This window comes from Mesorhizobium zhangyense, assembly GCF_011045115.1.
Lineage (GTDB): Bacteria > Pseudomonadota > Alphaproteobacteria > Rhizobiales > Rhizobiaceae > Mesorhizobium_M > Mesorhizobium_M zhangyense.
Genome location: NZ_JAAKZG010000010.1, coordinates 114,564 through 127,263, shown reverse-complemented (window position 1 = coordinate 127,263; position 12,700 = coordinate 114,564). Strand labels below are relative to the sequence as shown.

Annotated in this window: 13 protein-coding genes and 2 pseudogenes; 10 read left to right on the top strand and 5 right to left on the bottom strand. The window is 61.8% G+C overall.

Annotation, left to right across the window (positions count from 1 at the left end; all coding sequences use genetic code 11):
• Positions 1 to 15 precede the first annotated feature (15 nt).
• From G6N74_RS21335 to G6N74_RS21320, 4 genes and pseudogenes are all read right to left on the bottom strand, one after another.
• Positions 16 to 333 (bottom strand): annotated as a pseudogene (locus tag G6N74_RS21335) (transposase); the annotation flags it as partial.
• Positions 310 to 497: pseudogene (locus tag G6N74_RS21330) on the bottom strand (ATP-binding protein); the annotation flags it as partial. The pseudogenes G6N74_RS21330 and G6N74_RS21335, both read right to left, overlap by 24 nt.
• Positions 498 to 1,137: 640 nt before the next feature.
• Positions 1,138 to 1,650 carry an RES family NAD+ phosphorylase gene (locus G6N74_RS21325; RefSeq protein WP_165120029.1) on the bottom strand — a complete coding sequence of 171 codons (513 nt, stop codon included), beginning with the start codon at positions 1,648 to 1,650 and terminating at the stop codon, positions 1,138 to 1,140.
• Positions 1,651 to 1,658: 8 nt separating this feature from the next.
• Entirely contained in the window at positions 1,659 to 2,009 is a 351-nt protein-coding gene (locus tag G6N74_RS21320) for an MbcA/ParS/Xre antitoxin family protein (RefSeq protein ID WP_165120028.1), read from the bottom strand.
• A 293-nt stretch (positions 2,010 to 2,302) separates the two neighbouring features.
• On the opposite strand from G6N74_RS21320, the gene G6N74_RS21315 reads away from it, so the two are divergent.
• The 10 genes from G6N74_RS21315 to G6N74_RS21270 all read left to right on the top strand — a co-directional run bounded on the left by G6N74_RS21315 (position 2,303) and on the right by G6N74_RS21270 (position 11,639).
• The gene (locus G6N74_RS21315; protein ID WP_165120027.1) at positions 2,303 to 3,121 is read left to right on the top strand and encodes an SDR family NAD(P)-dependent oxidoreductase; all 819 of its coding nucleotides are present in this window, start codon (positions 2,303 to 2,305) and stop codon (positions 3,119 to 3,121) included.
• 69 nt (positions 3,122 to 3,190) lie between these two features.
• The gene (locus G6N74_RS21310; RefSeq protein WP_165120026.1) at positions 3,191 to 4,489 is read left to right on the top strand and encodes an ABC transporter substrate-binding protein; all 1,299 of its coding nucleotides are present in this window, start codon (positions 3,191 to 3,193) and stop codon (positions 4,487 to 4,489) included.
• A gap of 95 nt (positions 4,490 to 4,584) precedes the next feature.
• Positions 4,585 to 5,313, top strand: coding sequence for an ABC transporter ATP-binding protein (locus G6N74_RS21305; RefSeq protein WP_165120025.1), 729 nt, complete (start codon positions 4,585 to 4,587; stop codon positions 5,311 to 5,313).
• Positions 5,310 to 6,038: an ABC transporter ATP-binding protein gene (locus tag G6N74_RS21300; protein ID WP_091918264.1), complete on the top strand. Its 729-nt coding sequence runs from the start codon at positions 5,310 to 5,312 to the stop codon at positions 6,036 to 6,038. Before G6N74_RS21305 ends, G6N74_RS21300 begins: the two co-directional genes overlap by 4 nt.
• Positions 6,025 to 6,882, top strand: coding sequence for a branched-chain amino acid ABC transporter permease (locus G6N74_RS21295; protein ID WP_165120024.1), 858 nt, complete (start codon positions 6,025 to 6,027; stop codon positions 6,880 to 6,882). The genes G6N74_RS21300 and G6N74_RS21295 overlap by 14 nt, the downstream gene beginning before the upstream one ends.
• 4 nt (positions 6,883 to 6,886) lie before the next feature.
• Entirely contained in the window at positions 6,887 to 7,924 is a 1,038-nt protein-coding gene (locus G6N74_RS21290; protein WP_165120023.1) for a branched-chain amino acid ABC transporter permease, read from the top strand.
• Positions 7,921 to 8,934 carry a zinc-dependent alcohol dehydrogenase gene (locus tag G6N74_RS21285; RefSeq protein WP_165120022.1) on the top strand — a complete coding sequence of 338 codons (1,014 nt, stop codon included), beginning with the start codon at positions 7,921 to 7,923 and terminating at the stop codon, positions 8,932 to 8,934. Before G6N74_RS21290 ends, G6N74_RS21285 begins: the two co-directional genes overlap by 4 nt.
• Before the next feature lie 25 nt (positions 8,935 to 8,959).
• A complete protein-coding gene (locus G6N74_RS21280; protein WP_165120021.1) occupies positions 8,960 to 9,739 on the top strand; it encodes an alpha/beta fold hydrolase in 780 nt (259 codons plus the stop codon).
• 80 nt (positions 9,740 to 9,819) lie between these two features.
• Positions 9,820 to 11,046: an acyl-CoA dehydrogenase family protein gene (locus G6N74_RS21275; protein WP_165120020.1), complete on the top strand. Its 1,227-nt coding sequence runs from the start codon at positions 9,820 to 9,822 to the stop codon at positions 11,044 to 11,046.
• The gene (locus tag G6N74_RS21270; RefSeq protein WP_165120019.1) at positions 11,043 to 11,639 is read left to right on the top strand and encodes a flavin reductase; all 597 of its coding nucleotides are present in this window, start codon (positions 11,043 to 11,045) and stop codon (positions 11,637 to 11,639) included. Before G6N74_RS21275 ends, G6N74_RS21270 begins: the two co-directional genes overlap by 4 nt.
• A 39-nt stretch (positions 11,640 to 11,678) precedes the next feature.
• On the opposite strand, the gene G6N74_RS21265 is transcribed toward G6N74_RS21270, so the two are convergent.
• Entirely contained in the window at positions 11,679 to 12,629 is a 951-nt protein-coding gene (locus tag G6N74_RS21265) for a LysR family transcriptional regulator (protein WP_165120018.1), read from the bottom strand.
• Positions 12,630 to 12,700: the final 71 nt, after the last annotated feature.

Here is a 12,700-nt window from a genome sequence, read left to right as displayed (position 1 = left end):
GGACTGCTTTATAAATAAGTTCAGGCCGAGGCTCTTACGATACTCGACCGGGCTGAGCGATCCCAGCGATATCTTGATACGCTTCTCGTTGTACCAGCGAATATAAGCGTCTACCTCGGCGACGAACTGTTCGATTGTGATGGCCTTCCAATCTCGTGGATAGAAGAGTTCCGTTTTCAGCCGGCCGAAGAACCCCTCGCACGCGGCGTTGTCTTGTGAGCAGCCCTTTCGGGACATTGAGCGAACCAATTTCGCTTCGCTAATCCGTGTGAGCCAACCGGGCCAGCGATAATGAGCTCCGCGATCGGAATGGACGATTGGCCGTTCCGCTGCGGTGGTCATCTTGGCATCGCCGAGATGCTGGCCCATTTGCTGAAGCTTAGGTTGGTGGTGATGATGACGCTGGTGTGCTCGTAGAGCTTGCTCAGCAGATGGAAGAGCAGTGCACCGCCTGACGCGCTGAACGGCAGGTAATCAAGCTCGTCGAGGACGAGATCGGAACGGCGACATATCCCTATTCCAACGCCCTGCTGAAAGAACCCAAGGTGCTGCTCGACAACGCGCTGAACGACGACAGTGAGCAAGCCGACGTGTGCGGCTTGCCCGTGCGGGACGTGGTAATCCACGCCGGGGAGGGGCCCGACGCCTCACCGCTGCAACCACGTATCGCTGGTAGCGTGAAGCAATACGCCAACCTTTATGAATCGCCATTTGAGGTGTTCGCAGTCTGCTCACCGGCTGATGCAGGACAACCGGCTAAAATCGTCAAATTGCCCAGTAACACTGAGGACTGCTACTTCGCTGGCGGAAAATTGGAATGCTCTTACTTGGCAAGAGATGAAGTTGTGCCAGTCGATTGATGAGAAGCCTTGAGCGCGGCGGTCGACACTATTTGATATGCGCTAGGCAGCGTTCCTGGAACGAAAAAGCCCGCTGCCGGGAGGAGGTGGCAGCGGGCTTGATTTCGAAAACGGTGCGGGAGGAGGTGCACCATATTCAACACCGGCATCGCATCTGGGAGGAGTAGATGGCCGACAAATTTAAGATAGCAATCGCATCAAATATTGCAATGCACAAAATCTATTTTGCACAGCAATAGATGCCGGTTGATCTGGATCGCTGGCTCACTCAGCGCGGTCAGATACGAGATGACGTTGCCGCCAACCGATTTTCATCGTCAATCAAGCTAAGACGGGCAGGCGCCTCATCGCCCCAGTTCCAGAGAACGAGGTTTAGATCGCCTTCGGACGCGCCTGGGGCGAAACTTCTGACGAGCAGCGCACGATAGCCGCCGGCAATCAGCCGTCGGGAAAAGGCTTGCGTCGCGGCCTCTCCGGTTGCCTTCATCTGGTCGCGCCACGTGCCGTCTGCCAGCGCAGCTGTATCCAGACCTTCTGCCTCGAGGGCTTGTTCATCCCGGCAATCGAAAACACCGTCGATCTCGGCATCGTAGCAAACCAGTGTCGTTGGCTGGAGATTGCCGACCTGATTGGCTTCCCGCAGTGCCGTCATCACCGACAGGGACGCATAGAGCGCCGGCACGCCTTTCGGGTTGAACCGCCCGCCATAGAGTTCGGCGCCTCGGCCGGACAGCGGCTCGCGCGCATATACAGGATTGAGTGCTCGATAGAGCTTGCCCCGATAAAGCATCAACCCGGTTAGGCGTGTACGCCTGCGTCGACCGCGTCGATATAGTCGAGCACGTCGTCGGCACGCCCACTGCGAACGAGCTGCATTGCCGTCTGACCCGAGAAGCCGGACAGGGGCTCGGATCGATACCAGGCATATGCCATAAGGCTCGAACCGAAGCGCTGCTCCACTTTATTGATTACCTCGACCATCTCGCGCAGCCGGCGCTGGGTTTTGTCCGAATGCACGCGATCCTTGCGCTGGACAGCGTCCTTGCCGAGCCCTGCCGTCCGGGCGACTTCCTCGCTGGTCGTTCGAAAGGCATCCGCGATCTTGCGCGGGGCGAAGAAGCCGTTGTCGTAGTATTGAACCAAGCCCATTTAGGTCTCCCGCCGAGAGAACGCCCCTTTTATTGACGGAATATAGCGACAGTTTTGGCGGCATTCAAGGTGGGGTCTATGTGCCGTTTGAACGGCATTGTTCACATCAGTCGCCTTGCCGAGCGCGCCATGTCCAGGGCTCGATGAACTTTCCCTGCCAAATTCCGGCTTTTCGCTGTTTTGCGTCGCGCTGCTCGGGCGACGCTTTCATAGCAATATGTCATATTAAGCATCAAAAAAATGATCATACGTAGCGCTGGCTGTTGCTACCTTCCGATGTGAGGGAGGACGGCATGGCTGCATTGCAGGAAATGTTCAATGTGAGGGGCAGGTCGGTCATTGTGACCGGTGGAGCGAGCGGCATTGGACGCGCCTATGCCGAGGTCATGGCGGACAACGGTGCGCGTGTCTGCATTTTCGACCGTGATGCAGGCAATCTCGATGTGGTGGTGAAAGAATTGCAGCGTGACGGCGCTGACGTCTGGGGCCAGGCTCTCGACGTCTCGGATCGCGCAGGGATGGCGGCTGCCTTCGATGCCGTTGCTGAACGCCATGGCCGGATCGACGTGGTCTTCGCCAATGCAGGCATCGATGCAGGCCCCGGCTTCCTGTCGACCACCGGCGAGCGCATCCCGGAAGGGGCGATCGACGTTCTGGACGACGACCACTGGGACCGTGTCATCGAGGTCAATCTCACTTCCGTCTACACCACGGTGAAGCACGCCGCACGGCACATGAAGGCGACGGGAGGCGGACGTATCATCGTCACCTCCTCGATTGCGGCGCAGATCAATGAGGCGATCGTCGGAACCCCCTACATGCCTGCCAAGGCCGGCGTGGATCATTTCGTCCGCCAGATGGCGATGGAACTGGGCGCATTCGGTATCCTCATCAACTGCATTTCGCCCGGCCCCTTCATGACCAACATTGCCGGCGGGAGATTGAAGATTCCCGCCGATCGCAAGGCTTTCGAGGCGCAATCCCTGATCGGCCGGATCGGGGACACCGAAGACATCAAGGGCCTCGCGCTCTATCTCGCGTCCCCATGCTCTTCCTATGTGACGGGCAGCCAGATCGTCATCGACGGGGGAGCAATGCACCGCATCGCATGACAGTTGCCGCCGGTTCGGGAGAGGCCGGCGAATGACGGGAACATAAACACACTGAGGGAGGAGACCATAATGGACCTGAAGACGAATTTTTCTCAACCGTCGCGCCGTTCGGTGCTGAAGGGTATTGGCGCCGGGCTTGCGGCTTCGACACTGGGCGCGCCGATGGTGGCCCGCGCCCAATCGGCCGGCACGATCAAGATCGGTTTCGTAACGCCCGCAACCGGACCGCTTGCACTGTTCGGAGAGACCGACGGCTGGGCGCTCGGCAAGGTCAAGGATGTCGTGAAGAACGGCCTCGAGACAGCCGCTGGCCGTTTCGATGTCGAGATCATAATGCGCGACAGCCAGTCCAATCCGAACCGGGCGGCGGAAGTGGCCGGAGATCTCATTCTCAACGAGGAGGTGCACCTGCTGCTGCCTGCCTCGACCACGGATACGGTGAGCCCCTCCGCAGACCAGGCCGAGCTCTACGAGTGCCCGTGTCTCTCCACCGGCGCGCCGTGGCAGGCAGTGATCTTCCCGCGCGGTGGCCAGGACAAGCCGTTCAAATGGACCTATCACTTCTTCTGGGGTCTCGACGAGGCGCTCAACACTTTCGTCGGCCTGTGGAACACGATCGACACCAACCGCAAGGTCGGCCTGCTGTTTCCGCAGAACGCCGATGGCGAAACCTGGGGCAACACCAATTATGGATTGCCCGTACCGACCCAGAAAGCCGGGTTTGAGATCGTCGTGCCAGGGTTCTTCCAGCCGCGCACGAATGATTACTCCGCCCAGATCAGCGCGTTCAAGCAGGCCGGCTGCGACATCATCGGCGGCATCACCTATCCGGACGATCTGAAGACCTTTGTAAACCAGTGCGCGCAGCAAGGTTACAAGCCAAAGGCGGTAACGGTTGCCGCTGCCCTTCTCTTTCCTTCAGGCGTGCAGGCGCTCGGGCCTCTTGGGGACGGCATGTCCTCCGAGGTCTGGTGGACGCCGGCCTTTCCCTTCAAATCCACGCTCACGGGACAGCTCAGCCGCGAGATCGCCGATCTGTGGGAGAGCGAGACCAAGAAGCAGTGGACGCAGCCGCTGGGCTACAGCCATGCAATCTGGGAAGTGGCGTTGGACGTCTTGAAGCGGTCGAGCAACCCGCTCGATCGAGAGGCCAACCGCGAAGCGCTCGTCGCCACCAAGATGGAGACGCTGGTCGGCAAGGTCGATTTCTCTTCCGGTCCGCATAAGAACGTATCCACCACGCCCATCTTCGGTGGCCAGTGGGTCAAGGGCGAGAAATGGCCCTACGATCTCAAGATCGTCGACAACTCGGTCAACAAGCTGTTCGAACCGGAGCAGAAGATGAAGCCCATGCCGTGGTCCGCCTGAGACGGACTGCACAAGATCATGCCCTGGCCTGTTGAACAGGTCAGGGCCGGATAGCGAAAGCCACGCCACCGGTCGCAGACCGGGAACGGAGGAGCATGGCAAACGGCGTAATACTTGAGGGACGGGGACTGAGCAAAGCCTTTGGCGCGTTGCGTGTCCTGCATGATGTCAGTTTCGAGGTTCGAACCGGTGAAGTCCTTGGTATCCTCGGGCCGAACGGCGCGGGCAAGACGACCCTTTTCAATCTGGTCAGTGGCGATCTGCGTGTAGACAGCGGCGAACTGGCCTTCGCAGGGCAGCCGCTTGTCGGCCAGCCGCCATACCGACGATGCCGCATCGGCATCGGCCGCACCTACCAGATTCCGCGTCCCTATGTTGGGATGACCACTTTCGAGAACCTTCTCGTCGCCGCGTCGTTCGGCGGCGGGCGTTCGGAAGCCGAGTGCTATGCCTGGTGCGCGCAGATCCTTCGGGACTGCGAGCTCTCGGACAAGGCGAACCGCTCCGCCGGCACGCTCACGCTTCTCGACCGCAAGCGCCTCGAATTGGCGCGCGCTCTGGCTTCCGGTCCGAAGCTCCTGCTTCTGGACGAAATCGCCGGCGGATTGACGGATGAAGAGGGCAGGGAACTCGTGTCCCTTATCCGCCGTATCCGCGATCGCGGCGTCACCATCGTATGGATCGAGCATGTTCTGCACGCGCTTCTTGCCGTGGCCGACCGGATGATGGTGCTGAACTTCGGCGAGAAGATCGCCGAAGGCGTGCCGGAAGACGTCATCAAGGACCCCGAGGTCAGGCGCGTCTACATGGGGGTTGAAGGATGAGCAGCACACTTCTTTCAACCCAGGGGCTGGTGGCGCGTTACGGCGATTTCCAGGCGCTCTACGGCATCGACTTCGAGATCTCCGAGGGCGAGGTCGTCGCGCTGATCGGCGCCAACGGCGCCGGCAAGTCGACATTGCTGAAGTCCATCATGGGGCTGTTGCGCGTCGCGCCTGAAATGGTGCGCCTTGACGGTCGTCCCGTGGGCGGGAGCAAGCCCAATCGCATGGTGTCCGACGGCGTCGCCATCGTGCCGGAAGGCCGCCGCCTTTTCACGGGCATGTCGGTCGTCGATAATCTGAGGGTCGCTATCGATCACGCGGCTGTACCACGAGGAACGGCCTGGACGCTCGATCGGGTTTTCGAGCTGTTTCCGATCCTTCGCGAAAAACAGGCAGTGCCGGTGCAATCGCTCTCCGGCGGTCAGCAGCAGATGGTTGCAATAGGCCGGGCGTTGCTCAATCAGCCGCGGTTGCTCTTGTGCGACGAAATCAGCCTGGGCCTTGCGCCAAAGGTCGTGAAGGAAATCTACCGGGCCATTCCGTCGATCTCGGCCAATGGCACGGCCATCATCCTCGTGGAGCAGGACGTCGGATTGGCGCGCTCTGCATCCAACCGTCTGTATTGCATGCTGGAAGGTCGGGTCAGCCTGACGGGCCGCTCACAGGACATATCGCGCGAGGTGATCGGCGCGGCCTATTTCGGAGGCGCCCATGCAGTGGCTTGACGGTCTCGTGCAGGGCGTCCTGCTTGGCGGTCTCTACGCGCAGTATGCTTTGGGCATGGCGTTGATGTTCGGTGTCATGCGCATCGTGAACATTACCCACGGCGACCTGATGATCCTGCTTGCGCTGACGGGTATCAGTCTGGCGGCCACCTTCGCGCTCGGCCCTTGGACGGTTCTGATGGTGTTGGTGGCGCTGGGGGCTATCCTCGGCCTTCTGCTGCAACGCCTGATCCTGAATCGGGTGGTGGGTGCGGATCCGCTTCCTTCGCTGATTGCAACATTCGGCCTGTCCGTCGCCCTGCAGAACGCCATGCTGCAGGTCTGGTCCGCGGACACTCGTTCGCTCGGGGGTGGCGATATCGCGCAAGCATCATTCCAGCTCGGCACGCTTTATGTCGGGGTGCTTCCGGTCATCGTCCTGGCGACCGCGACCTTGCTTACCGGCGGGCTGGACGCAACCCTGCGCTACACGCGGTTCGGTCGATCGCTTCGGGCTGCGTCGGCGGATGTGGAGGCTGCCGCAATGACCGGCGTCAATCCCAAAGGGGTGTATGCCGGCGCTACGGCCGTTGCCGTGGCGATCCTTGGTTTTGCTGCCGTCTTCCAGTCGATGCGGGCCACCGTGGCACCGGCCGACGGCCCGTTCCAGCTGATCTATGCGTTCGAGGCGGTTATCATCGGGGGCATGGGCTCGATCTGGGGTGCTTTTCTCGGCGCCATGGTGCTCGGCATCAGCCAGTCCATCGGCTTCCGCATCGATCCAGGTTTCGGAATTCTTGCCGGCCATCTCGTCTTCCTTCTCATCCTTGCCCTGCGACCGCAGGGTCTTCTCGGAAAGGACTGAAGCCGTGACAGACGCGCTCGCCGCAGCTTCGACGACTACGTTCGATGGTCCCCGAGTTCGGGTTCAGCGCCGAACGACATCCAGTATCGTCGCCTTGATCTTGAGCGTGGTGGTATTGGTCGCGGTCGCCTCCATGCCGCTGTGGGCCAGCCAGGGGCTGATCCGCGACATCGTACGGCTGTGCTGCTACATCGCCATCGCCCAGATGTGGAACATGCTTGCAGGCTATGCGGGCATCGTCTCGGTCGGCCAGCAGGCTTTCGTCGGTGTCGCCGCCTACATGATGTTCATAATCGCGCAACTCTGGGGCGTCGATCCGTTTGTCGCCGTGGTTCTGGCGATGATAGCGCCAGCCCTGCTGGCGATCCCGACCTACGGGCTCCTGCATCGGCTGGACGGTCCCTATTTCGCGATCGGCACCTGGGTGATTGCCGAGGTGATGCGGCTCGCGACGTCGAACTTCGGTTATGTGAACGCCGGCGCCGGCATGAGCCTTCGCGTCATGACCGGCTACTCCGCCACGGAACGCGCAGTCGGCATTTCTCTCCTTGCGGCACTGATGCTGCTCGTCACCGTCGGCGGCAGTTACTGGCTGCTGCGTTCGCGCTACGGCCTTGCGTTGATCGCCATGCGCGACAATCCGATCGCCGCCGCAAGCCAGGGCGTCAATGTAAGCCGCCTGCGCTTCCTCATCTGGGTTGCCGCCGCCGTTGGTACGGGGCTTGCCGGGGCAATCTACTTCATGGCCCAGCTTCGGATTACGCCGCCATCCGCCTACGATCCCAACTGGGCCAACATCGCAATCTTCATCGTCATGGTCGGTGGGCTGGGCTCACTCGAGGGCGTGATCATTGGCGCGCTCATCTACTTCTTCGCCGACCGCTGGTTCGGCCAGTACGGCGCGACCTATCTTGTTGTGCTCGGCCTCCTCACCTTGTTCATGGCGCTGTTCGCCAGGGGCGGTATCTGGGGCCTCATCTGCAAGGTCGTCGATGCGCCCTGGTTTCCGACACGACGTACATTGGTGGAGGAACGGCAATGAAAGCGGCGGTGTTCGATGGCATCGGCCTGCCGCTGCGCATCAATGAGGTGAGCCGGCCCGAACCGACTGCGGACGAGGTGCTCTTGCGCGTCGTAGCCTGCGGCATCTGCGGCTCCGACCTGCACATGACGGAGGATCCCTCGACCTTCGGCCTCAACAAGGCCGACGTCCTCGGCCATGAATTTGCTGGCGAGATCATCGGCTGCGGCAGCGCCGTGACCGATTTCCAACCCGGTGACCGTGTGGCCGTCGCGCCGATGCGCGGCTGCGGCCATTGTGACAGTTGCCGCCGGGGCGAGCCCGCCTGGTGTCCGGAAATGCGTCTGATTGGCGGCGGCTATGCTGAATACACAACCGTTGCGGCGCGGCAGTGCCGGCATCTGCCGGACGATTTGCCGATGGAAGAGGGCGCCCTTGCCGAGCCTCTGGCGGTCGGCCTGCATGCCGTCATGCGCTCGGGCATCAAGCCGGGCGATCGTGTGCTGGTTCTCGGTGCTGGACCAATCGGTCTTCTCGTCGCCTTCTGGGCGCGTCGGTTCGGCGCCCGCGATGTGGTCGTGGCCGATATCAATCGACACCAGCAGGACCGTGCGGCCGCGATAGGCGCGACCGGTTTCGCGCTGTCGGGGCCGGACCTCGCCAAAGACTTTAGCGAGCTTGCCGGAGGAGAGCCGGACATCGTCTTCGAATGCGTCGGCAAGCGTGGCCTTATCGACCTGGCCTGCCGTCTGGTTCGCCATCACGGCACGGTAGTCGCGGTGGGGCTTTGCGTCGGCGGCGACGAATGGGATCCCTTCGCAGCGCTGTCGAAGGAAATCCAGATCGTCTTCGCCGTCTTCTTCTCGATGGCCGAGTTCGAAACCGCGCTGCGCGCACTCGGGCCGAGCGACTACCGGCCGCAGGCACTGGTGACCGGGAGGATCGGCTTTATCGACATTCCCGATACCTTCGAGGGCCTGCGACGCCGCACAACGCAATGCAAGGTTCTGATTACGCCCGCGCTCGGGTGAACTGACGATCGGTGGAGGAGTAAAAATGGAATTCGAGACCCTGACTTTGGACATCGACGGCGTGCGCACGGTCGTCAAGGCGATCGGCAATGGTCCCGCCGTTCTCGCGCTGCATGGCGCCGCCACTCTCGAGGGGCACAACTGGGCGCGAGGCCTCGCGGATCGCTTCCGCATCTATCTGCCTTTTCATCCAGGGTTCGGCGAGAGTGACGAGGCGTCCCATTTCGTGGGCATGCAGGACATGATTGCCCACAATTTGCGCCTCGTTTCCGCGCTCGGTCTCGACCGCCCGCATCTCGTCGGCCATTCGATGGGTGGCTGGATGGCCGCCGAGATGGCTGTCGTTGCCGGTGAGCGGTTTTCGCGGCTGGTGCTGAATGCGCCTGCCGGTCTCAACCATCCCGAACACCCTGGCGCCGATCTCGCCAGTATCGGCCCGGAAGCGCTTCCAGCCTACCTCGCCCACAATGTCGATGTCGCGCTGCGCTATTTCCCCGGCGGTGCCGAATGTCCGCCGCTGGATGAATTCCTGGCCGCCCGGGAAAAGGAAGGCCAGGCGTTGGGACGCATTCTCGGTGTCCACGGCATGGGGCATCCCAATCTCGGACGGTGGCTGAGCCGGATACCCAACGAGACGCTCGTCGTCTGGGGTGAGAAGGACCGCATGCTGCCGGCCCCGCAAGCTGCGATCTGGGCTGAACGCATACCCAATGCCCGATTGTTGATCATTCCAGACGCCGGCCATTTCGCAATGCAGGAGAAGCCGGAGACCGTAAGCGCGCTTGGCGATTTTCTCGCAGGCTGAAGCCTCGCGGACCGCCTCACTGCGGGGTTGGCAGACTAACGCTGCACCTCGCGCAACCCATCGACGAAGGAGGAATTGAGATGAACGCACCGCTGAAACACGCATCCGGCTATTGGGGGACAAAGACCGATTTCAACGCTCTTATGGAACAGGTTCGCAAGATCGGACCGGTCCTTGAGGAACATGCAGCGGAGACGGAAGCGCTCGGGCGTCTCGACGAGACGACGTTCAAAGCCCTCGCACCGCTGAGGATGTCGCATATCTTCGCCAGTGAGGAACAGGGCGGAGCCCAGTTTTCGCCGACACAAGGGTTGAAGCTTATCGAGGCGATCACCTACCACAGCGGCGCGGCTGGTTGGGTGTCGATGGTGCATGCCTGCATCGGCGCCATGTCGGCAGCCTTCCTGCCCGATAGCGCCATCGCGCGCCTGTTCGTGCCAGGCGAGGATAATCGCTTTTCAGGGCAAGGCACGCCAACCGGTATGCTGAAGAAGGTCGATGGCGGTTATCGCCTGAACGGCAAGTGGTCTTACGCGAGCGGTATCTACCACGCGACCTACACCCACACCGCAGCGCTTCTCGATGACGGCAACGGCCAGCCCGCAAAGGACGAGAACGGCAACGTGATTGTGCTTTGTGCCCACGCACCCGTCGAAGACCACGACCTTCTCGGCAACTGGGAGGTGCTCGGCCTGCAGGGCACCGGCAGCATCGACTATGCCGCCAAGGATGTCTTCATCGCCGATGACATGGTGTTCCCGATCCTGACCGCTGAGCCGCAGCGCCAGAAGGAGTTCTTCAGCCTTGGCGTCGTCGGTCTTGCCGCCATCGGCCATTCGGGCTGGGCGATCGGCGCGTCACGCCGCATGCTGGACGAAGTGGCCAAGTTCGCATTGACCAAGACGGGCAGGGCGGGGCTGCTTGGCGAGAGCGAGAAATTCTGGTTCGACTACGGACGCGCTGAAGCACGCGTTCGTGCCGCCCGCGCCTTCCTGTTCGAGATATGGCACGAGGTGGAAGCGTCGATCGAGGCAGGGAATCGGGTTTCAACCCGGCAGATCAGCTTGATCCATCTCGCGAAATCGGAAGTTCACGAGGCTGGCGTCGACGCCTGCCAGTTCGTCTATCGCGCAGCAGGGGGCGCATCGCTGCGCAAGGGCGTCATGCAGCGCATCTATCGCGAGATGCTGACGGCCGCCAACCACTTCACGATCAACAACAACATGGTGTCGGCGGCTGGCCGCGAGATCGGTGGGCTGTGGAGCGATCGCGCCTGGCAGTTCTACGATCTGGTCGAAAAGAGATGAGCGCACGTCCGGATCAACAGGTTCGGCCGGCAGCTCCGGTGGGAGAGGCGGGGGTGGCGGAGGCGTTCCTGACGGCCTTCCGTCATCATCCATCCGGGGTTGCAATCATCACGGCCGATCCTGGTGACGGGCCGGTCGCGCTCACGGTGAGTTCGCTGATCTCGATCAGCGTCTCGCCGCCGACCGTCGCTTTCTCGCTGTCGGACAACTCGTCAAGTGCGGCAGCGGCGAAACGGGCCGAAACCGTCGTGGTGCATTTCGCGCGGCAGGACGACATGCAGCTTGCGCAACTGTGTGCGACGAGCGGCAAGGACCGTTTCGGCGATGGTGTGCGGTGGGAGCGGCTCGCAAGCGGCGAGCCGTACTACCCGCAGGTCGACCTGTGGTTTCGGGCGGCTGTTCGCGAGCGCTTCCCGGTTCCGGGCGCCTGCATCGTCACTGCCGAGCTGCTGGGGGTCTCGCCATTCGCACAAGAGATGCACCTTGCGGAAACGCTCGTCTATGCCAACCGGAGATGGCACGGCCTGCATCCACTCACGGGCGCAAGCCGGGTGCCGATCCTGCTTTGGCCCGACGATTCGGCCACCTTCTGACGCGCCAGCTTGCGGCCTCGCCGCTGCGTGCGTCAAACATCACAGACCCCAGACGACCGCGTTCTCGTGGCGTTTGATCAGGTGCTTCAGGTTCTCGAAGCTTTTCTGGATGTGGTTCGAGAAGGCCTCGACCGCCGGCGCGCCCAGGTCCTCGGCACGGTGAAGGATGCCCAGAGCCCGTTCGGGATGCGGAATGTTGATCGGAAGCGCCGTTATCGCCTTTTCGTTGCGGTAGGCGAAAACCACGCTGTGCGGCAGGATCGTCAATGCGTCGCTTGCCTTCATGTAGTTGATCGCAGCAGTCAGCGAGCCGCCGTAATAACGGATCTTCGTCTCCGTGGCGCCGAGGAACAGCACGAGGCTGCGCAGGTCGGCCATAAGCGGACTGCCTGGCGGCGGGGAAATCCACGGATAGTCGAGAAGCTCCTTGGGATCGAGCTTGCGCCGCATCAACAGCGGGTGGGTTACGCGGCAGGCGACGACGTTGCGGCCCGGAAGAACTTCCTGGAAGCGCAGGCCGGAGCCTTCCTCCAGAATGTCGATGGGGCAGACGGCAAGATCGATCCGGTCGGCGTTGATCGCGGCGCGCAGTTCGGGAAGGTAGCCATAACTCTGTTCGACCCGGACTTCGGGATAGGCGTGTTGGAACTCGGCGATCATGCCGGCGACGAGGGCGTCGGTGAAGAAGGGGCTGCCGCCGATACGAACCACGCCCGTGCGCCCATGGCGGAAGCCGTCGACCAGCGCGGAGGCCTTGCGCGAGGCAGTCAGCATCGCCTGACCGTGGTCGGCAAGCGCGCGACCCAGCGGCGTTGGCTGCAGCGGCCGTCGGCCCTTGACGAACAGAGGCTCGCCCACCCGCCTCTCCAGCTGCGCGATGGTGCGCGAAACGGCTGGTTGGGTTAGCCCGAGCAGGCTTGCGCCTTCGGTGACGCCGCCCGCCTGCACGACAGCCGCAAGCTGGATGAGATGCTTTTCATCGATCTTCATAGCAATAAGGAATATTAATGATCAAAAAAATTATCAAGTGCTACGCAACTTGTTGATACCGTGCAGCCGTG